Origin of the sequence: Alcaligenes sp. SDU_A2 (assembly GCF_038237375.1) — a bacterium.
Classification (GTDB): Bacteria; Pseudomonadota; Gammaproteobacteria; order Burkholderiales; family Burkholderiaceae_B; genus Alcaligenes.
This window is the reverse complement of sequence record NZ_CP151273.1, coordinates 2,267,808-2,287,362: the sequence shown is the minus strand read 5'-3', so window position 1 is coordinate 2,287,362 and position 19,555 is coordinate 2,267,808. Positions and strand designations below refer to the sequence as shown.

17 protein-coding genes are annotated in these 19,555 nt (G+C 59.7%); 10 read left to right on the top strand and 7 right to left on the bottom strand.

Annotation, left to right across the window (positions count from 1 at the left end; genetic code table 11):
• Window positions 1-15 precede the first annotated feature (15 nt).
• Together AADW57_RS10625 and AADW57_RS10620 are read right to left on the bottom strand one after the other, a co-directional pair.
• Window positions 16-1,473 carry a GGDEF domain-containing protein gene (locus AADW57_RS10625; protein ID WP_341666867.1) on the bottom strand — a complete coding sequence of 486 codons (1,458 nt, stop codon included), beginning with the start codon at window positions 1,471-1,473 and terminating at the stop codon, window positions 16-18.
• Window positions 1,474-1,624: 151 nt separating this feature from the next.
• Entirely contained in the window at window positions 1,625-1,897 is a 273-nt protein-coding gene (locus tag AADW57_RS10620) for a hypothetical protein (RefSeq protein WP_341666866.1), read from the bottom strand.
• Between the two features lie 599 nt (window positions 1,898-2,496).
• On the opposite strand from AADW57_RS10620, the gene AADW57_RS10615 reads away from it, so the two are divergent.
• Entirely contained in the window at window positions 2,497-3,366 is an 870-nt protein-coding gene (locus AADW57_RS10615) for an MOSC domain-containing protein (RefSeq protein ID WP_341666865.1), read from the top strand.
• A 1-nt stretch (window position 3,367) separates the two neighbouring features.
• Here AADW57_RS10615 and AADW57_RS10610 read toward each other — a convergent pair whose 3' ends face one another.
• A complete protein-coding gene (locus AADW57_RS10610; RefSeq protein WP_341666864.1) occupies window positions 3,368-3,829 on the bottom strand; it encodes an Lrp/AsnC family transcriptional regulator in 462 nt (153 codons plus the stop codon).
• 148 nt (window positions 3,830-3,977) lie between these two features.
• Between AADW57_RS10610 and metC the strand changes: the two genes are divergently transcribed.
• The gene (gene metC / locus AADW57_RS10605; protein WP_341666863.1) at window positions 3,978-5,171 is read left to right on the top strand and encodes a cystathionine beta-lyase; all 1,194 of its coding nucleotides are present in this window, start codon (window positions 3,978-3,980) and stop codon (window positions 5,169-5,171) included.
• A gap of 75 nt (window positions 5,172-5,246) precedes the next feature.
• Here metC and AADW57_RS10600 read toward each other — a convergent pair whose 3' ends face one another.
• From AADW57_RS10600 to AADW57_RS10585, 4 genes are all read right to left on the bottom strand, one after another.
• Window positions 5,247-5,729 carry a hypothetical protein gene (locus tag AADW57_RS10600; protein WP_341666862.1) on the bottom strand — a complete coding sequence of 161 codons (483 nt, stop codon included), beginning with the start codon at window positions 5,727-5,729 and terminating at the stop codon, window positions 5,247-5,249.
• 115 nt (window positions 5,730-5,844) lie between these two features.
• On the bottom strand, window positions 5,845-6,249 hold the full coding sequence (locus AADW57_RS10595) for an NUDIX hydrolase (protein WP_341666861.1): 405 nt from the start codon (window positions 6,247-6,249) through the stop codon (window positions 5,845-5,847).
• A 30-nt stretch (window positions 6,250-6,279) separates the two neighbouring features.
• The gene (locus tag AADW57_RS10590; protein ID WP_341666860.1) at window positions 6,280-6,693 is read right to left on the bottom strand and encodes a YbaN family protein; all 414 of its coding nucleotides are present in this window, start codon (window positions 6,691-6,693) and stop codon (window positions 6,280-6,282) included.
• A complete protein-coding gene (locus tag AADW57_RS10585) occupies window positions 6,693-7,289 on the bottom strand; it encodes a peroxidase-related enzyme (RefSeq protein ID WP_341666859.1) in 597 nt (198 codons plus the stop codon). The genes AADW57_RS10590 and AADW57_RS10585 overlap by 1 nt, the downstream gene beginning before the upstream one ends.
• 172 nt (window positions 7,290-7,461) lie before the next feature.
• Between AADW57_RS10585 and argG the strand changes: the two genes are divergently transcribed.
• The 8 genes from argG to AADW57_RS10545 all read left to right on the top strand — a co-directional run bounded on the left by argG (window position 7,462) and on the right by AADW57_RS10545 (window position 18,903).
• Window positions 7,462-8,799, top strand: a complete 1,338-nt coding sequence (gene argG / locus AADW57_RS10580; protein WP_341666858.1) for an argininosuccinate synthase — start codon at window positions 7,462-7,464, stop codon at window positions 8,797-8,799.
• 1,094 nt (window positions 8,800-9,893) lie between these two features.
• Window positions 9,894-10,646 (top strand): type 1 glutamine amidotransferase, encoded by a 753-nt coding sequence (locus AADW57_RS10575; protein WP_341666857.1) that lies wholly within the window; start codon window positions 9,894-9,896, stop codon window positions 10,644-10,646.
• Between the two features lie 76 nt (window positions 10,647-10,722).
• A complete protein-coding gene (gene kdpF, locus AADW57_RS10570) occupies window positions 10,723-10,818 on the top strand; it encodes a K(+)-transporting ATPase subunit F (RefSeq protein WP_341666856.1) in 96 nt (31 codons plus the stop codon).
• A gap of 136 nt (window positions 10,819-10,954) precedes the next feature.
• Entirely contained in the window at window positions 10,955-12,658 is a 1,704-nt protein-coding gene (kdpA, locus tag AADW57_RS10565; RefSeq protein WP_341666855.1) for a potassium-transporting ATPase subunit KdpA, read from the top strand.
• A gap of 12 nt (window positions 12,659-12,670) precedes the next feature.
• Window positions 12,671-13,354 (top strand): potassium-transporting ATPase subunit KdpC, encoded by a 684-nt coding sequence (gene kdpC / locus AADW57_RS10560; RefSeq protein WP_341666854.1) that lies wholly within the window; start codon window positions 12,671-12,673, stop codon window positions 13,352-13,354.
• A gap of 14 nt (window positions 13,355-13,368) precedes the next feature.
• Window positions 13,369-15,453 carry a potassium-transporting ATPase subunit KdpB gene (kdpB, locus tag AADW57_RS10555; protein ID WP_341666853.1) on the top strand — a complete coding sequence of 695 codons (2,085 nt, stop codon included), beginning with the start codon at window positions 13,369-13,371 and terminating at the stop codon, window positions 15,451-15,453.
• A gap of 46 nt (window positions 15,454-15,499) precedes the next feature.
• The gene (locus AADW57_RS10550; RefSeq protein ID WP_341666852.1) at window positions 15,500-18,169 is read left to right on the top strand and encodes a sensor histidine kinase KdpD; all 2,670 of its coding nucleotides are present in this window, start codon (window positions 15,500-15,502) and stop codon (window positions 18,167-18,169) included.
• Window positions 18,166-18,903, top strand: a complete 738-nt coding sequence (locus tag AADW57_RS10545; protein ID WP_341666851.1) for a response regulator — start codon at window positions 18,166-18,168, stop codon at window positions 18,901-18,903. Before AADW57_RS10550 ends, AADW57_RS10545 begins: the two co-directional genes overlap by 4 nt.
• Window positions 18,904-19,555 lie beyond the last annotated feature (652 nt).

Sequence of the window (19,555 nt, the reverse complement as noted above, 5' to 3'; positions counted from 1 at the left end):
TCGTTACCTGAAGCGTCAAGTGCGTGGATCGGTTTCGGGCCATCCGAAAGAATGGCTACGGTCACGGCCGGCGTGCTTGGCCTGGTACAGGGCTGTATCAGCCTGGCGCAGCAGGGATTTCAAGTCGGGCGTGTCCGGTCCTTGGGTGGCGACGCCAAGACTGGCAGTTAACGTCAGCTCCTGGCCATCGTCCAGCAGCAGGGGGCTGCGGGCGATGCTCTGGCGTACGCGTTCGGCCACGGCATGCGCTTGGGCCGGGCTGCAGTCGGGCAGCAAAATACCAAATTCTTCACCACCCAGACGCCCGCATAAATCACTGTCGCGCAAGACAGTTCGGATGCGTTGCGCCACTTCGACCAGGGCTTGGTCGCCGGCGTGATGGCCGTGCGTATCATTGACTGGTTTGAAGTGGTCGATATCGAGCAGCAGCACGCTGGTGGGTTGGCGGCTGATCCGGCAGCGGGTCAGCAGTGCCTGGCCTTGTTGCTGGAAGGTCAGCTTGTTCAGCATGCCGGTCAGAGCATCGTACAGAGCCAGGCGCTGGAGTTTTTCCACGGCTTCGTTGCGCGCCGCCATGATGCAGGCTGCGGTGATTGGAGCCAGGGCAATAGAGGCGATGCCCATGCGCACGGAGAGCAGGTCCAGTGGGGCAGACCAATTGTCGGGCAGTACCCCTGCCAGGGGCTGAGTGACCGCAAACAGCGTCCATATGCTGTAAAAGCAGGTCAGCAGGGCGGTGGCAAACAAAGGATAGCTCAGTGCGCACCAGAGCAGCGGCAGTACCGGAAAGGCGAGCGAACCGGGGCCGCCGATGAGCAGGCTCAGCACACAACTGAAGATCAACAGGGCCGCCGGAGCCAGATCGGCCAGCGTGCGCGTTTGCGGCTCGTGCCAGTATCGGCGCAGGCGCTGCACAGGCAAGGCAGGCGCGGTCAGCAGGACCGGCAAGATGGCGGTGTAGCTTACTACGCCGGTGACCAGCCAGGACAAGGCGGTTAATGGCAGGGCTTGTCCTGCATGCAGGTGGTGTGCCAGCCCTCCTGGCAAGGCTGAAACGGCGCTGGCCAGGGCGCAATAGGCGACCAGGGCCAGAATGGCCTGGGGACGGCGCAAGGACAGATCAATATGGGCGCTGCGCGTCATCAGGCGGTAGGCCATGCCCACGCACAGCAGGTTGGCCATCGTCAGCAGGAGCGTGACGGGGACAGGGCTGTGCTGGATCAGTTCGGCGGCCAGGTAGGCCAGAGCGACAGCCAGCCAGAATGCCGGTCGCGCGCCCCAGTCGCGGCGGCGCAAAAACAAGCCTAGTATGACGGCGTCGGCGGGCCAGAATGTCGCCAGCATGTCGTAGCGTCGTGTGGCCGAGCCCAGCAGCGCCAGCGAAAAGACCAGGCCGAACAGACAAAGCCCGATCAGCGCGGTGTCGCGCCAGGAGGGACGTAGCCAGGAGTGTTGCGTCGAGATAAAACTCATTGCCGTGGACGCGGGGCGCCTGTAAGAGACGCCTGGGCGGCGTCAGTTAAGTTTTAAGCCGCAACTATTGTAAAATGAAAATGCTCTGGTTTTTACTGTTTGTAATAAACGGTAGGGCGTGAGCAAGCACCCTGCCGTGCTTGTAAGCGCTTTAGTTCAGATGATGGCCTGCATGACGCGGGGCCACGTGATGCACATCCTGCAGACGGAAACGAAAGCGCACTTTCGGGCCTTGACCTTCGGTCTGGCTGTCGGCCGTGTAGGTTGTGCAGCCATGTACCGGCGAGCTGAAAATGACGGTTCCGGCCATGCGCGGGCCATTTTTGGGTTGCAGGTAGACGGTATCGCCGATGCGGATATCGGTTTTGTCCAGGGCAATGTGGTCAGGACGTGAGATCAAGCCGGTGGGGTAAATGTTTTTCATGTATTTTTTCCTATTCGTGTGGCGTCATTACATCGTTTTCTTGTTGAAGTTTTATGACACCGGTCGGACCGCCGGTATAAGGCTGGTGGTCCAGGTCTGTCGAAATATCCGCCCCTTGGGGCGGCAGCATGCCCGCGCAATGATCGATCAGTGGCTAGTGGGCTCGATCAGGGCCGGGCGTTGTATGCATCTTGCTGTTGCAGCACGCGCTTGCGCACGCTGAGCTGCCTGTCCGGTGTTGGGTGACGGGACAGGGCCGTCGGTGATGCAAAAAGTTGTGAAACCGGGGTACCCCGGTACGAAGCAAGCATCTTGTGGCACGCGTTGAGCAAAGCCAGACATGCCGTTTGCAGATGGAGCTGCCCAGATTCGGGCCAAACCAACGTGCGGTATCGATTGCATCTTGTTAATGTAATGGGTAAATACCGCAATCGATCAATTATTAAGACATAAGTTAAAGTAAATGTCAAGCGTTGTCGCTGTGCGCTTGGTGCAGGTGGTATTGCGCAAGGCCTAGATAGAGCAGGAGGGTGGCCTGCCGGCCAGGGCGACGATGGTTTAAAATCAAGGGTTGCCGGTTTTCTGTTTGCTTTATTGCCATGATCACTATCACAGGCTTGTTCACCCATCCCATAAAATCCTGCGCAGCCCAGGCGCATCCGGACGGGGTGGGCGTCAGTGTGGCCGGGCTGGAACACGACCGCGAATGGGTGGTGGTCGATCAGGCTGGTGTATTCATGACGCAGCGGCGCTGGCCGCGCATGGCCGTCATACGCCCACGCGTGGAGCAGGGCAGAATCACGGTGCAAGCCCCCGATATGCCGGATCTGTCCTGGTCCTTGGATCAAGGGCAATGCGATGATGCGCCGGTGCCGGTGCGTATCTGGACCGCCGATACCCTGGGCCGTGACGAAGGCGATGTGGCGGCGCAATGGTTCAGTACGGTCTTGCAGACGCCGTGTCGCCTGTTGCGGCGACATATTGATGCGCGCCGCTACGTCCTGCCCGAACGCGTGCAGCCATGGCTGGACAAGGCGCAGGGCTGGCGCAGCGTGGACAAGCAAGCGCAGGGCTTTGCCTTTGCCGATGCCTTGCCTTTTCTGTTTACCAATCAGGCCTCGTTGGACGAGCTTAATCAATTGGTGGTGCAGTCAGGCGAGTCCCCTGTGCCTATGGATCGTTTCCGGGCCAATGTCGTGTTTGAAGGTTTGCCCGCCTATGAAGAGGACTATGTGCTGGGCGTCAGCGCGCCGGGAATCAGCTTTGCGTTCATTCGGCCCTGTACGCGCTGTCCCATGCCCAATGTCAACCAGTTGACCGGTCAGGTGGGCGTGCAGCCGGGCCTGGCTTTGGCCGCCAGCCGGCAGTTTGAGCAAGGCACCTTGTTCGGCATGCAGGCCATGCTGGTGCAGTCCGAGCCGCAGCGCCTGTACCCGGGGCAGAGCCTGGATGTCGAATACGCCTTTTGATTCAGGCGTAATCCAGTGGCAAGCGGGTGGTGAACTTGATCTGTTCCATGGCAAAGCTGGAGCTGACGTCGGTCAACTCGATTTCGCTGATCAGGCGTTGATAGACCCGGTCAAAGCTCTTGATGTCCGGCACGATGACGCGCAGCAGGTAGTCGGTGTCGCCGCTCATGCGATAGAACTCCACAATCTGCGGGATGGCGTCCACTACTGCGGAAAATTGCCGATACCACTGTTTATTGTGCTGGTTGGTCTTGATGGCTACAAAGACCGTAACCCCCACATTGAGCTTGTCGTGGTTCAGCAGGGCCACCCGCTTTTCGATATAGCCTTCGTGTTCCAGGCGCTGTATGCGTCGCCAGCACGGCGTGCTGGACAGGCCGACGCGATCAGCTATGTCCTGGATGGATAGCGTGGCGTCGTTTTGCAGCAGATCGAGTATGTTTTTGTCGAATTTATCCAGCATAAGAAAATATTTTCCTTTTTTTGGATTTATTTGAGTATTAAATGCTGGCAATTGTGGTTCCGTAAGCAGGAAAATGCAATATTCATCCTGATGTGCTGCGTAGACTGTTTTCATTGGCTTCGTACGCAGGCCCCCATCAGGAAACAGCATGCAGGATTGTGATTACAGGGATACCCATTTAACCCATCTGGGCCGCGATGCAACGGTCTCTGGCGGCTTTGTGAACGTGCCGGTCTGCCGTGGTTCGACCATTCTGGCCGATACGCTGGAGCAATGGACGCAGCGTAAGGAGCCGGACAACCCCTACGCCTCGTATGGTCGTTTTACCAATCCGACCTTGCAGACCCTGGCTCAGGCGGTCGCTGATCTGGAGGGCGGTCACCGTGCCTGGTTGTTCCCGTCCGGACTGGCAGCCTGCACGCATGCTTTGCAGGGGATGTTGCAACAGGGCGATCATGTCTTGCTGCCCGATTCTGTGTATGGGCCGGTGCGCGCGTTTGCGTTGCAAGTGTTGAGCAAGCGCCTGGGCGTGCACGTTCAGTTTTACGAGCCTTCGTTGGGGGCGGGACTGGCCGCTTTGCTGCGGGACAACACCAAGGTGGTCTATGTCGAATCGCCCGGCTCGGGCACATTCGAGATCCAGGACATTCCGGCCATTGCCCGTTGTGCACATCAGGTCGGGGCTTATGTCATTATGGATAATACCTGGGCCACTCCTTTGTTTTTCCGCCCGTTCGAGCATGGGGTCGATATTTCGATACAGGCTGCGACCAAGTACTTGACGGGACACTCGGATGCCTTGCTGGGCGTGGCGACGGCCAACGAACGGGCTTGGCCGCTGCTGCGGCAGGCGGCGCACGATTTCGGTCAGACGGCCGGGCCCGATGATGCTTTCCTGGCTTTGCGGGGGTTGCGCACCTTGGGTGTACGCTTGCGTCAGCACCAGGCCAGTGCCTTGCAATTGGCCCGCTTTCTGGAATGCCAGCCGCAGGTTCGTCGCGTGCTGCATCCGGCCCTGGAATCGCACCCCGGACATGCGCTCTGGAAGCGCGATTTTCATGGGTCAACCGGATTGTTCGGGGTCGTGCTGGAGCCTTTGTCGGCCGAACAGCTATCGCGCTTTTTTCGCGCTTTGCGTTTGTTTGGCATTGGCTTGTCCTGGGGGGGCTTCGAGAGCCTGGCCTTGCCTATGGACATGCCGCTGCGCGACGGGCGACCTTTATTCGGCCCGGGGCAACTGCTGCGTCTGCACGCCGGTCTGGAAGACGTTCAGGATCTGCAGGACGATCTGCAATCCGCGCTGACGGCGGCCTATCGCGTGCGGGAAGTGTGTCGTGCCTGATCGGCTCTGATGCGCAGGCTTGTTCAATGCGGCCTGCGCCTTTTAAAGGACAGGCGCGGCTGTCCGGCGGGGTGCTCAGTTCGGTTTGCTGCCCAACAGACTTAATTGCTGGGTTTCCTGCCGTGCCATCAGGCGACGGGCCTGTTCTTCATTGATGTTCAGGAAGGGATCGTCCAACGAAGGTTGCTCGGGGCTGGAGATGCGTTCGGCAATCCGGTTCCAGCGCAGTCCCAATTTGCTGGGCGTGGCTGGGCGGCGGCGGCTGCGTACCGGTGTTTCGCGCTGGTCGGGCGAATACTGGCTCAGGTCGAACTGGCCGGTGACAATGCCGATTTGTTTAAGCAAGACCATGGCCTGCAACGGGCTTTTGAAGCTGCGCGGGTCTTTGCTGCGCGCTGTTATCAATACCGCCTGGCCGGCACGTGTAGACACTTGCACGAAAAAGTGATTTCCCTGGCCTTTGATCGACACGCCCAGAATGCCTCCGGCCTGGGTGGCGGCGCGCAACTGCTGCAAAGTAAAGGTGACGACAGCGCCGTGGCTGGGAAGAGAGGACATAATTAACCGGCAAATAAATAAAGCCCGCTATGGCGGGCCGGGGCGTAACGCCGTGGTCGCGGCAGCGACCGACAAGGGCTGTCATTATGCCAAAAAATGCGTCGATACGGGGCGTTTAGATCGGAGCCAGGCGGGGCAGAAGATGATCGCTGAGCAAACGGGCCACAGGTAGCTGGCGTGCTTGGGCTGGGCTGACCCAACGAGCCTCCTCCAGCTCGGCGGCCGGTTCAATGGCTCCTTCCAGCGTCAAAGTAAAGACGTGGGCATGTACCACATGACCCGGTTCGTTGGCGGCCGGACATTCAAAAAAACCTTCGTAGCGGGCCGGGGCGGTTTCGTGGGCGGGCAGACGCAGTTCTTCGGCCAGTTCGCGTTGCAAGGCTTGCAATGGCGTCTCTCCGGGCTCCAGCTTGCCGCCCGCCTGCATGAAAAACGGGCTGCCGCGTTTGCGCACCAGCAGGATCTGACCAGCAGCATTAGTGATAAAGGCCGTAGCCAGCAAAATGACGGGAGCGGACATGAGAGATGGGTCGCCAGGGAAAAAACGTGTTTAGTGTACGTCTTTTCGGGGTGGTTCTGCAGTGCCTTGCTGAACAGGCGGGTGATCGGGCAGGGTCTTGCAGCGCAGCAGATAGTGGGTGACGGCCACGCCCGGAATCAACAAAAGCAGACGCAGCCAGCCGGTCTGTTCGGCCAGCCAGGCGGACAGAGCCAGCGACAGCCACAGCAGCACCAGAGCGCGTTGTTTGGCGCGGCGAGTCAGTCCGCGTCCATCTTGCCAGTTGCGCAGGTACGGCCCCAGCCAGCGGTGCTCCAGCAGCCACCGATGAAAGCGTGGCGAGCTGCGGGCAAAGCACCAGGCGGCCAGCAGGGCAAACGGTGTGGTGGGCAGCAGGGGCAGCACAGTGCCGGCTACGGCCAGCGCCACGCACAACAACCCGGCCGCCAGCAAAAGAATGCGCATCAACCCTGACGCGGGACGCGTCCCAGCAAATGGAATTCGTCGTTGCAGCGCATGGACATGAAATTGGCCATACGGTTGCTCAGACCGAAAAAAGCGCTGATGGCGGCGATGTCCCAGATATCGTCGTCGCTAAAGCCAAGTTCGCCCAGATGCTGGAAGTCGGCCTCCTGGATGTCTTGGGAATGCTGCGAGATTTTCATGGCGAATGCCAGCATGGCTTTCTGACGAGCGCTGATGTCCGCTTTGCGCCAATTGATGGCGACCTGGTCGGCGATCAGAGGGTCGCGCGCCCGGATGCGCAGGATGGCACCGTGGGCGATGACGCAATAGTGGCACTGGTTGGCCGCCGAAGTGGCGACTACGATCATTTCGCGTTCCGCCTGCGACAGGCCGCCGGGCTTGTCCATAAGGGCATCGTGGTAGGCGAAGAAGGCGCGAAACTCGTCGGGGCGATGCGCCAGCGCCAAAAACACATTCGGGATGAAGCCTGATTTTTCCTGCACGGCCTGGATACGCGTGCGGATATCGTCGGGCAGCTCGGCCAGCTTGGGTACCGGATACCGGCTGATGGGCGGCCGGGCAGGGGAGTCGGACATGGGCTTCTCCAGGAAAATGGCGGTTTGCGCTCACCGGGTGGGCAAATCCCTCTAGGGCGAGGGTGTCCAGCGCCGGTCCTGACGATATAATGACATATTGACCTTGTTCCGGGCAGGCTGCCAGGCAGCGCAACCGGCAGGCTTCCACTCGCACACCACTACTGACTCGATAATGACAACCATCCTTGAATCTATTCCTGTCGGCCAGAAGGTCGGCATTGCCTTTTCCGGCGGTCTGGACACTAGCGCCGCGCTTCTCTGGATGCGTAACAAGGGCGCGATCCCTTACGCCTACACGGCCAATCTGGGCCAGCCCGACGAGCCCGATTACGACGCCATTCCCCGCAAAGCCCAGGAATATGGTGCAACGCTGGCCCGTCTTATCGACTGCCGCCAGCAACTGGTGGCCGAAGGCATCGCTGCGCTGCAATGCAATGCCTTTCATATCTCTACCGGCGGCGTCACCTACTTCAACACCACGCCCATAGGCCGTGCCGTTACCGGCACCATGCTGGTGGCCGCCATGAAGGAAGACGACGTTCATATCTGGGGTGACGGCAGCACCTACAAGGGCAACGACATCGAACGCTTCTATCGCTACGGCCTGCTTACCAATCCCGACCTGAAGATCTACAAGCCCTGGCTGGATCAGACCTTCATCGACGAGCTGGGCGGTCGCGCCGAAATGTCCGAATACATGGGGCAGAACGGTTTCGACTACAAAATGTCGGCCGAAAAAGCCTACTCCACCGACTCCAATATGCTCGGTGCCACCCACGAAGCCAAGGATCTGGAATACCTGAACGCCGGTATCCGCATCGTCAAGCCCATCATGGGCGTGGCCTTCTGGCAGGATGCCGTTGCTGTGCCGGCCGAAGAAGTGCGCGTGCGCTTCGAGGAAGGCCAGCCCGTGGCCCTGAACGGCGTGGAATACGCCGACCCGGTAGAACTGATGCTGGAAGCAAACCGTATCGGCGGGCGTCATGGCCTGGGCATGAGCGACCAGATCGAAAACCGCATCATCGAAGCCAAGAGCCGTGGCATCTACGAAGCCCCCGGCATGGCCTTGCTGCACATTGCCTACGAACGTCTGGTAACCGGTATTCATAACGAAGACACCATCGAGCAGTACCGCATCAACGGTCTGCGCCTGGGTCGCCTGTTGTATCAGGGGCGTTGGTTCGATCCGCAAGCCATTATGCTGCGTGAAACCGCCCAGCGTTGGGTAGCCCGCGCCGTCACCGGCGAAGTCACGCTGGAACTGCGTCGTGGCAACGATTACTCCATTCTGGACACCGTCTCGCCTAACCTGACCTACAAGGCCGAACGTCTGAGCATGGAAAAAGTGGACAGCATGTTCTCGCCACGTGACCGTATCGGTCAGCTCACCATGCGCAATCTGGACATCGTGGATACGCGCGAAAAGCTGTTTACCTACACCAAGGCCGGACTGTTGGCTCCTGCAGCCGGTTCGCCGCTGCCGCAGCTCAAAGACAGCAAGCAAGACTAAATACTTACGCTGCACGCCAGGCAAGCTTGCCTGGTGACCAGACTCCTGCGTACCGAAGGGCCCAAGAAGTTGGACATTGATCCAAACTCGGGGCCATTCGGTGCGCAGGAGTCTATTTTTTTGGTTCTTTGAAGAACTCTGGCAGCCAATTTACCCAGTCGATGAGGAACTGGATTTTTGAAGAAGCCATTCAAGGCGCAGCACGCTCGGACAGGGCTGATGCCTTGCCGGCGCTGCGCGCCGGTGCCCTGGTCGGGGCGCATGGCCGGGCGCGTCGTTAACTCCGGCGGGTTGCTTGTCCGCCGGACAAGCAACAAGCGCCGCCGTCAAACAGAACGACGCTTGCACCCCGTCCCCACGCCCCGCCTGCGGCAAGCCATCCGACCCGCCCCGTCCGAGCGTGCTGCGCCTTGAACGGCTCAAAATACCAGCCACATAGCCCCGGCCATACATATCCATATCCAACGGAACATTGAGCGTATGGCTGAAAGCTTGTACGGCGTACGCGGACGCCCCGCCGTTTGGACCAAGCACAACGTGCCGTGCTCGCCAAGCCGGCCCGCTGCGGTCGGCCTGGCGAGTACCCGAGTTTCCATCTACTTGGCCCAAACGGCCAACCCAATACGAAAGAGTCCCCGACACGTCTCGAAGAACCTTTTTTTGGGCCTGTCGCACGCATCAGTATGCTTTGCGGATGATAAGTGTCGGGCCTTATCAGCCCCTCAGCCCTCGCAGAACCAGGGTGTTTCATGAGCAGCTTATTGTTTCCCCGTGCCAAGCAGACCATGAAAAGTGACGAATTAGTCCCTTCAGCATGGTTTCTTGCTTGAAGTAAGCCATTCACTACAGGTAGATCACGTTCTGCTCCGCATGGATTTAGTTTGTTGATTTTTGAAAACATACAGTATTGATGTGCTCGATAGTGAATGCTCAAACGAATAAAAATTAATATCGCTTTTTTTATTCCAAAAATAATTATAAAAAATTGATGCGAACTATACGGGATCTGTTTTAAATCGATCCTTGTTTTTATGCGCTTGGTTCTACATTGATATTTCCTTAACAACAGGCCTGTCTATGCTGGCCGAAATGTCATGAAGCCTATCGCTATTTTGCAGCACGAAACCACGCAAGGGCCGGGCGTGTTGCTGGATCACCTGGAAAGTAGACACCTTCCTTACCAATTAATTCTGCCCGCGCTCGATGGCGGCGTGCCGTTGTCGGCACGTGACTATAGCGGGATTGTTGTGCTGGGCAGCGACCATAGCGTCAATGACCCGGTGCTGTGGATCGAGCGGGAACGGCGGCTCTTGCAAGATGCCATACAGCGCCATATTCCCGTGCTGGGGCACTGCTTCGGGGCGCAGATGCTAGCCCGCGCCCTGGGAGCCAGGGTCGAGCGCAATCCTTGCCCGAACATAGGCTGGAGCCAGGTCTGGAGCAGCCCGCAGGCACAGCGCCTGATGGGCATGCCCAGACGCGCAATGCTGTTTAACTGGCATTACGACACTTTTCAGATTCCCAACGGCGCAACCCGGACTCTTTCTGGCAGCCATTGCCTGAACAAGGGGTTTAGGCTGGGGCCGCACTGGGCCTTTCAGGGCCATCTGGAAGTGACAGCCGACAGCATTCGCCGCTGGTGCGCATCGGGACGCCAGGAACTGCTTGATGCGAGGGGGCCTGCTGTGCAAAACGAAGCGCAGATACTGGCCCAACTGCCCGAGCACATCGGGGCTTTGCATGCGATTGCCGCACGAGCCTATCAGCGCTGGACGGATCAGTTGTCGGGCACCAAGTCGGTGGCCGAACAGACAATCTATATGCCGTCTTTATACGCAGGCCGCTAAACACTGCTCTGAATTTATACGGGAAATCCTAGACTTTCAGTGTCTGCCGCGCGTCGGCATCGTTCTGGAGCACGGGATGAGCTCATCTTTTTTTACTATCTTGGCCGGCCTTATTGCCTTGGCTTTGTTTGTTTATTTGCTGTATGCCTTGTTGCGTGCCGAGAAATTCTGATTTCCGGATGTGCGGCTATTTTATTTTATAGAGGTGTACGTATGAGTGATTTTATTTTTCTGGCTGTGCTGTTTGCATTTTTTGCATTGACGGCCGGTTTTATTCTTGGTCTTGAGAAACTGTGATGGGTGCCGGCATGGTTGACGATATGATGCAGTTCGTCGCTATTCTTGCCGCCGCGACCGTATTGGCTGTGGTAACGGGCAAGTGGATAGCGCACCTTTTCACCAGTCCGGGGCATACGGCTCTGGAGCGTGGCACGTACCGGCTTTTGGGCGTGAATCCCGAGGAGAAAATGTCCTGGAAGCGATATGGCATGGTGCTGCTGCTGAGCAATGCCGCCATGTTGCTTCTGGGATATGTTCTTTTGCGCGTGCAGGGCTATCTGCCAGGGGATTCTCTGGCTCGTGCCGCGCAGAGCCCGGACCTGGCGTTTAATACGGCGGTGTCCTTTACCACCAATACCAATTGGCAGGCTTATTCGGGCGAGTCCAGCCTGTCCAATTTTTCCCAGATGGCCGTCATCACCTTTTTGATGTGCATCAGCGCCACAACCGGGCTGGCGGCGGCAGGCGGCTTTATGCGCGGACTGAGCCGCAAGAGTTCCGCCGATATCGGCAACTACTGGGTGGACTTTACCCGTTCGCTGTATCGCCTGTTGTTGCCGGCCAGTTTTCTGGTGGCCTTGCTGTATATCTGGCAAGGTGTGCCGCAAACCTTCAGCGCTGATATCGTGGTCGGCACGCTGGAGGGGATCAAGCAGCAGATTATTCTTGGTCCGGTCGCCAGCCTGGAGAGCATCAAGCATATCGGCACCAACGGGGGCGGCTTTTTCGGCATGAATGCGGCGCACCCCTTCGAGAATCCGACGCCGCTGACCAATACCGTGCACATGCTGAGCATGCTGCTGGTTCCGTCGGCGCTGACCTATGCCTTTGGTTCCATGATGTTGCGTCGCAGCCAGGGATGGGCTTTCTTTGCTGCATTCTTGATCATGTTTTTGGGCTTTTTGTCTTTGATCTACAGTGCCGAGCAGGCCGGCAACCCCATCCTGACTCCACTGGGCGTGGATCAGACTCAGAGCGAGGCGCTGGGCGGGGGCAATATGGAGGGCAAGGAGCTGCGGCTGGGCATTGCGCAAAGCAGCATGTTCGCCACGGTGACCACGGCCGCCACGACCGGTTCGGTGGACGCCATGCACTCTTCGTTGACACCTCTGGGTGGCCTGGTGCCTATAGCCCAGATGATGCTTAACAACGTGTTCGGCGGCATCGGTGTGGGTTTCATCAGCCTGATCAGCTACGCCATCCTGACCGTGTTTCTGGTCGGCATGATGATAGGGCGCACTCCCGAGTTTTTGGGCAAGAAAATCGAGGCGCGGGAAATGAAGTACGTGATGCTGGCCTTGCTGGCGCACTCGTTCAGCATTCTGGGCTTTACCGCTCTGGCCAGCGTCATGCCGGCCACGTTGGACAGCCTGTCCAATATGGGGCCGCACGGCTTTAGCGAAGTGTTGTATGCCTATTCGTCGGGCACGGCCAACAATGGCTCGGCTTTTGCCGGTTTCAACGCCAATACGCCGTTTTTCAACACCACGATCGGGTTGGCGATGTTGATCGGCCGTTACCTGACCTTGCTGCCCATGCTGGCCGTGGCCGGTGTGTTGGCCGCCAAGAAAAGCGTCCCGGCTGGCCCAGGCACCTTGTCCACGGCCACGCCGCTGTTTACTGGTTTGTTGATCTTCGTGGTCCTGGTCGTAGGTGGGCTGACCTTTATGCCGGCACTGGCGCTAGGCCCTATTGTCGAGCATCTGCTGATGCTGGATGGAACCACATTCTAAGGTCTGATTCTTATGCCAACTCCAAAAGTCATTGCTAGCGCGGCTGATCGTGCATCTGTGTCGCCTTTCAAGGGAATTGTCCGGCCGGTAGTGCTGTCCGCTGTCTTTTTTATGTTGCTGACAGGCATTGCCTATCCTGTGGCTACAACGGTTCTGGGCACGGCGTTTTTCCCCAGTCAGGCACAGGGCAGCGTGATCCTTAAAGACGGCCAGCCCGTGGCTTCGCGCCAGATCGGCCAGCACTTTACCCGAGCCGATTATTTTCATGGCCGCCCCAGCGCGACCGTGGGCGTAGATCCGGCGGACCCGTCCGCCACGGTGGCCCAGCCATACAACGCCGCGGCCAGTGCGGCCAGCAATCAGGGCGTGCTCAGTCAGAATCTGATCGATGCCGTCACCGAGCGCACCAAGGCCTATCGCCGCATCAACGGCTTGGCCGATGATGCACCGGTGCCGGTCGATGCGGTCACTGCCTCGGCCTCTGGTCTGGACCCCCATGTATCGGTGGCCAATGCACGGTTGCAGGCCCCACGGGTGGCCAAGGCGCGCGCCATGCCGCTCGATCAGGTGCTGGCGCTGGTGGATCAGTACACCAGTCAGCGCCAGTTTGGCCTGCTGGGTGATCCGCGCGTGCATGTGTTGGAATTGAATCTTGCGCTGGACATGGCCGCATCGCCCCGGCCCGCCGCGCACTAAGAAGAGGTATCGCAATGTCTTCTATTGATCTTAAAGCCCCGCAGGGCAATACGGTTTCTGTCGCGTTCAAGCCTGTTCCGTGGGGCACGGTGTGTAAGGAAGCTTTTAAAAAACTCTCGCCTCGGGTGCAGTTCAAGAATCCGGTCATGTGCGTGGTCTACCTGGGCAGTATTGTCACGACCCTGCTGGGCATACAGGCCTTGGCGGGGCAGGGCGAGGCCCCGGCCGGTTTCATTTTGTCCATTGCTGCTTGGCTGTGGTTTACCGTGCTGTTCGCCAATGCCGCCGAGGCAATGGCCGAAGGGCGGGGCAAGGCCCAGGCCGACGCCTTGCGTTCCACGCGCAAGCGGGTCATGGCGCAGGTCCTCAAAGAGCCGATGCGCGACAGTCAGTCCTGGCCCGTGCCCAGTGATGAGCTGGTGGTCGGAGCCTACGTGCTGGTTGAAGCCGGCCAGATCATTCCTGCTGATGGCGAAGTGTTGCAGGGCGCGGCGTCGGTCGACGAGTCGGCCATTACCGGCGAGTCCGCACCAGTCATCCGCGAGTCGGGTGGCGATTTCTGCTCGGTCACGGGCGGCACGCGGGTCTTGTCGGACTGGATCGTCATGCGGGTCACGGCCAAACCCGGCGAAGCGTTTCTGGATCGCATGATTGCGATGGTGGAAGGGGCCAAGCGCGGCAAGACGCCCAACGAAATCGCCTTGAACATTCTGCTCATGGCACTGACGCTGATCTTTTTGCTGGTCTGCGTGACCTTGTTGCCATTCTCCACTTTCGGCACGGTGCTGACCGGATCGGGTTCGCCCGTCACCATTACGGCATTGATTGCCTTGCTGATCTGCCTGATCCCTACCACGATTGGCGCGTTGTTGTCGGCAGTGGGTGTGGCCGGCATGAGCCGCATGATGAAGGCGAATGTGCTGGCCACCTCCGGGCGTGCCATCGAGGCGGCTGGCGATGTGGATGTGCTGCTGCTGGACAAGACCGGCACCATTACCTTGGGCAATCGGGAAGCGTCGGCGTTTCTGCCTGCGCCGCATGTGTCCGAGCAGGCGCTGGCCGATGCCGCGCAACTGGCGTCGCTGGCCGATGAGACTCCGGAAGGCCGCTCGATTGTCGTGCTGGCCAAGCAGAAATTCAATTTGCGCGGCCGCGAGCTGCAGGGGGCCCAGACCATCGCCTTCAGTGCGCATACCCGCATGAGTGGGATCAACATCGACGGTCGCCAGATCCGTAAAGGCGCGGCCAATACCTTGCGTACGCATGTGGAGTCGTTGGGCGGGGTCTTTCCGGCCGAGCTGGACAAGCTGGTGGACGAGGTGGCCCGGCGTGGCAGCACGCCGCTGGTGGTGGCCGAGGGCAGCAAGGTGCTGGGCGTGGTCGAGTTGAAAGACATCGTCAAGGGCGGCATCAAAGAACGATTTGCCGAATTGCGCGCCATGGGCATCAAGACCGTGATGATTACGGGCGACAACAAGCTGACGGCCGCCGCCATTGCTGCCGAAGCCGGGGTGGACGATTATTTGGCCGAGGCCACGCCCGAGGACAAGCTGCGGCTGATCCGTCGCTATCAGGACGAGGGCCGGCTGGTGGCCATGACCGGTGACGGCACCAACGATGCGCCGGCGCTGGCGCAGGCCGATGTCGCCGTGGCGATGAACAGTGGCACCCAGGCAGCCAAGGAAGCCGGCAATATGGTGGATCTGGACAGCAACCCGACCAAACTGTTGCGTGTGGTGGAGGTCGGCAAGCAGATGATCATGACGCGCGGGGCCTTGACCACGTTCAGTGTGGCGAACGATCTGGCCAAGTACTTCGCCATTATTCCTGCGGCTTTCGTGGCGACGTATCCGGCTCTGGGGGCGCTGAATGTGATGCAACTGCACAGCCCGGCGTCCGCCATTCTGTCTGCCGTCATTTTCAATGCCCTGGTCATTGTTGCGCTGATTCCCTTGGCGCTGCGCGGCGTCAAGTACAGGGCCGAACCGGCCAGCCGCCTGTTACAGCGCAATCTGCTGATTTATGGCGCAGGTGGGCTGATCGCGCCTTTTATCGGGATCAAGCTGATCGATATGCTCCTGGCCCCGCTGTTTGGATAAGAGCGTAATATCGATGCCACTTCTCTTGCATGGAGCGCGCCCATAGATGTCGCCCGATGACCGACCCGATCCCGACGAGCTGCTGCAGGTGGTGGGCGAAGACCCGCACCGGCCTCGCCGGGGGCAGCTCAAGATTTTTTTTGGTGCCTGCGCCGGCGTGGGCAAGACCTACGCCATGCTCAAGGCCGCGCACCAGTTGCAGTCCGAAGGGGTGGCCGTGGCCATCGGCATTGTGGAAACGCATGGCCGTCAGGAAACAGTGGCCCTGACCCAAGGCCTGCCTGTGCTGGCACGCAAGGAGCTGCGGCACAATGGCCGGGTCTTTACCGAGTTCGATCTGGATGGCGCGCTGGCCTCGGGCTATCAGTTGCTGGTGGTGGACGAGCTGGCGCATTCCAATGTGGCCGGCAGCCGTCATGCCAAGCGCTGGCAGGATGTGGAAGAGCTGCTCGATGCGGGCATCGATGTCTACACCGCGTTGAATGTTCAGCATCTGGATAGTTTGAATGATGTGGTGGGCGGCATTGTGGGGGTGCGGGTTCGGGAAACCGTGCCCGACCGGATTTTCGACCGCGCCGCCGATGTGGTTCTGGTCGATTTGCCGCCCGACGATCTGCTGGCGCGGCTCAATGCCGGTAAAGTGTATTTGGCACCGTCGGCGGCCCAGGCCCGCCAGAACTTCTTTCGGCGCGGCAATCTGATTGCCTTGCGTGAACTGGCGCTGCGGCGGGTGGCCGATCGTGTCAATGCCGATGTGCATATCTACAGAATCTCGCATGCGATACGAACGGTCTGGCCGACCCGCGAACTGTTGATGGTGTGTGTCAGCGCCGATGCCGCCCAGGAAGCCTTGATTCGGGAAGGGGCCAGGCTGGCCCAGCAATTGCAGACTCCGTGGATTGTTCTGCATGTGGATCTGCCGCAGGAAAGCGATCACGCCAAGGCCCAAGAGGCGTTGGTGCGGCTGGCGGCCAGCGCCCAGCACGCAGGTGCCGAATTTGCCAATGTGGCCGGGCAGGATGTGGCGCATACCATTCTGGCCTATGCCCGTCAGCGCAATGCCACTAAATTGATCATGGGCAATACTACGGCGCGCCTTACCTTGCCCTGGCGGCCCCGTCTGGCCGAACGCATTGCCCGCACCAATCCGGAAATGGGGCTGGTGCTGCTGCGCATCGATGCCGTTCAGCGGCCCATCCGCCCGCTGGAGCTGGAGCAGCCCATGGAGCAGGCCAAGGCGCTGTCGATTGCGACCTTGGTATGCGTGGCCACGACGTTGCTGGCCGAGCAGTTGCTGCGCTTTTTTGACTTGTCCAATGTGATCATGCTGTTTCTGATCACCGTGGTCTTTATTGCCTTGCGCCTGGGGCGCTTGGCCGGCGTGTGGGCATCGTTGCTGTCCGTGGCGTTTTTTGATTTCTTTTTTGTGGAGCCACGTTTTTCTTTTTCGGTCACCGATACGCAGTATGTGTTTACCTTCGGGGTCATGTTGGCGGTCGCGCTGATTATTGGCCAACTGGCCGCCAAGTTGCAGGCCGAAGCCAGAGCGGCCCGCGACGGCGAACGGCGGGCGTCGGCCCTGGCGCGGGTGACCCGTGATCTGGCGGGAGCCATTGCCCTGGAGCAGGTGCTGGCGGTATGCCGGGATACCATAGAGCCGTTGTTCGAGATGCAGGCAGTCCTTATCGTGCCCGACAGTCAGAACCAGTTGGTCGCTACCCGCCATGCCGGTTTCGTGGAACTGTCGGTGGCGCAGTGGGCGTTTGACCATATGGAGCAGGCCGGTCATGGCACGCAAACCCTGAATGCGGCCACTGCGCTGTACCTGCCGCTGAAAGGCCCGATGGCCCCGCGTGGGGTGCTGGCCGTTCTGCCCAGTGGCTCCTTGTCCTTCAGTACGCCGGATGGGCGTCGTTTACTGGATGCCTGCTGTTTTACGCTGGCTCAGGCGCTGGAGCGCATTCACTATGTTGAAATCGCACAGGATACGGTGCTGCGCATGGAAGGCGAAAAAATGCGCAACACCTTGCTGTCAGCTGTTTCGCACGATTTGCGCACGCCGCTGACGGCGATCCGGGGTCTGGCCGAAACCCTGGAGCACTCCAAGGGTTTGAGCGAAGCTGAACGCAGCGATATTGCGCGCTCGATCCGTGTGGAGTCCGACGAGTTGCGTCGTCAGGTGTCTAATCTGTTGGACTTGGCCCGCATGCAAAGCGAAGGCGTCAAGCTGCACAAAGAATGGCACGCGCTGGGCGAAATCGTTGGTATTGCGGTGGCCCGCTGTGCAGCGGCTTTGCAGCCTCGCACGGTGCAGACGGAATTTGCGCCCGATCTGCCGCTGGTGGAGGTGGACGGTGTGCTGATGGAGCGTGTCGTGGCTAATTTGCTGGATAATGCGGCCAAGTACACGCCACCGGCCAGCACCATTACGATCCGGGGATTACACGCGGGCGATGCCATGTATTTATTGATCAGCGATGATGGCCCCGGCCTGCCGTCGGGTGATCCCGAGCGACTGTTCGAGGCCTTTACGCGAGGCCAGAAAGAATCCTCTATTGCGGGCGTCGGCCTGGGGTTGGGACTGTGCCGCACGATTGTTCAAGCGCACGGCGGTGCCATCAGCGCCAAGCCGCGCGTGCCGCACGGCGTTACCTTCGAGATTCGCCTGCCTTGGCGGGCCGCCCCACAGATCGACAGCGACGAGGCTCATGCATGACTAAACCTAAAATACTCATTGTCGAGGACGAAGCCAATATCCGTCGCTTTGTTCGTATTGCGCTCGAGCAAGAGGGCATGGCCGTTGCCGAAGTGGCCTCGGCCGCGCAGGCACGCATGGATGCGGCTACCCGCAAGCCTGACCTGATGATTGTCGACCTGGGCCTGCCTGATGGTGATGGCAAGGAGCTGATTCTTGAATTACGCAGCTGGGTGCATTCGCCCATTCTGGTTCTGTCTGCCAGGGAGCGCGAGGAAGAAAAGGTTGCGGCGCTGAATGCCGGTGCCGATGACTATCTGGTCAAGCCGTTCGGGGTGCCCGAGCTGCTGGCCCGCATTCGGGCCTTGTTGCGCCGTTCCCAGCTCGTGTCCAGTGCCCAGGCGGCGTCCTCTCGAATTCGTTTCGGTGCGGTGTCTGTGGATCTGTCCACGCACGAAGTCACGCGCGCCGGGCAGCCTGTGCATCTGACGCCTATCGAGTTTCGCCTGCTCAGCGCCTTGATTCGCGGGCATGGCAAGGTCTTGACGCACCAGCATCTGCTGCACGAGACATGGGGGGCGTCTTATGGGGACAGGCCGCACTACTTGCGTGTTTACATGATGCAATTGCGCCAGAAGCTGGAGGACGATGCGTCTCAGCCCAAGCACTTGCTGACCGAGCTGCAGGTAGGGTACAGGTTGACGGGGGCGCTTGTCGACGCAGCGCCAGAAGCACACGCTGCGCCCGGTGCTTAAAGTCCAAAATAACAAATCCCCAAATAAAAAGGTTCTTCGAAGAATTTCCAAGAACCAATTTATCCAGTTGATGAGGAGCTGGCTTTTTGAAGACGCCATTCAAGGCGCAGCACACTCGAACAGGGCTGATGGCTTGCCGGCGCTGCGCGCCGGTGCCCTGGTCGGGGCGCATGGCCGGGCGCGTCGTTAACTCCGGCGGCTTGCTTGTCCGCCGGACAAGCAACAAGCGCCGCCGTCAAACAGAACGACGCTTGCACCCCGTCCCCACGCCCCGCCTGCGGCAAGCCATCCGACCCGCCCCGTCCGAGCGTGCTGCGCCTTGAATGGCTCAAAACACCGATGACATCGCCTTGGCTACACGCCTTCATGCCAAACGGGAAATTCAGCGGATGACTGTTACCTTGTACGGTGTACGCGGACGCTCCGCCATTTGGGCCAAGCACAGCGGTGCCATTCTCGCCATGCCCGCCTTAGCAGGTCAGCGGGCGAGTTAGGGCCTTCGCTGCAGGCGGGATGCCGGGGCGGGAGGCAAGGGGCGTGTTGTTCGAGCAGGACGCGTGTGATTCGTCCGGTGGACGAATCACCCTGCGAGTTCACGCCCCGCCCGCCCCGGTATCCAGACCAGGGAACCCGCGCACAGCGCGGGCGAAGG